The sequence below is a fragment of the Clostridium sulfidigenes genome (genome assembly GCF_000732635.1).
GTDB lineage: Bacteria > Bacillota > Clostridia > Clostridiales > Clostridiaceae > Clostridium_J > Clostridium_J sulfidigenes.
In genome coordinates this window covers 1-788 of sequence record NZ_JPMD01000085.1, presented here as the reverse complement: position 1 = coordinate 788, position 788 = coordinate 1, and the positions used below count along the sequence as shown (strand labels likewise).

Annotated in this window: 1 pseudogene; it reads left to right on the top strand. The window is 38.8% G+C overall.

Features of this window, described 5'->3' with window-relative positions:
- Positions 1–788: pseudogene (locus IO99_RS18045) on the top strand (elongation factor Tu); the annotation flags it as partial.

The following is a 788-nucleotide window of genomic DNA, read 5'->3' as shown; positions in this document are numbered from 1 at the left end:
TCAATACATCACACGTAGAGTATCAAACAGAAACAAGACACTATGCTCACGTTGACTGTCCAGGACACGCAGACTATGTTAAGAACATGATTACAGGAGCAGCACAAATGGATGGAGCAATCCTAGTAGTAAGTGCAGCAGACGGTCCAATGCCTCAAACAAGAGAGCACATACTTCTAGCATCAAGAGTAGGAGTACAATACATAGTTGTATTCTTAAATAAAGCAGATATGGTAGATGATCCAGAATTATTAGAATTAGTAGAAATGGAAATCAGAGAATTATTATCTGAGTATGACTTCCCAGGAGACGATATTCCAATAGTAACAGGATCAGCATTAAAAGCATTAGAAAGCCCAACAGATGAAGCAGCAACACAATGCATCATGGACTTAATGGCAGCAGTAGATAGCTATATCCCAACTCCAGAAAGAGCAACAGATAAAGCATTCTTAATGCCAGTAGAGGACGTATTCACAATAACAGGAAGAGGAACAGTAGCAACAGGAAGAGTTGAAACTGGAATACTAAAAGTTGGAGACGAAATCGAAATCGTAGGATTAACAGAAGAGAAGAGAAAAGTAGTATGTACAGGAGTAGAGATGTTCAGAAAACTTCTAGATGAAGCACAAGCAGGAGATAACATCGGAGCTCTATTAAGAGGAGTACAAAGAACAGATATACAAAGAGGTCAAGTATTGGCAAAAAGTGGATCAGTACATCCACATATGAAGTTCGTAGGTCAAGTAATACGTACTTAAAAAAGAAGAGGGTGGAAGACATACACC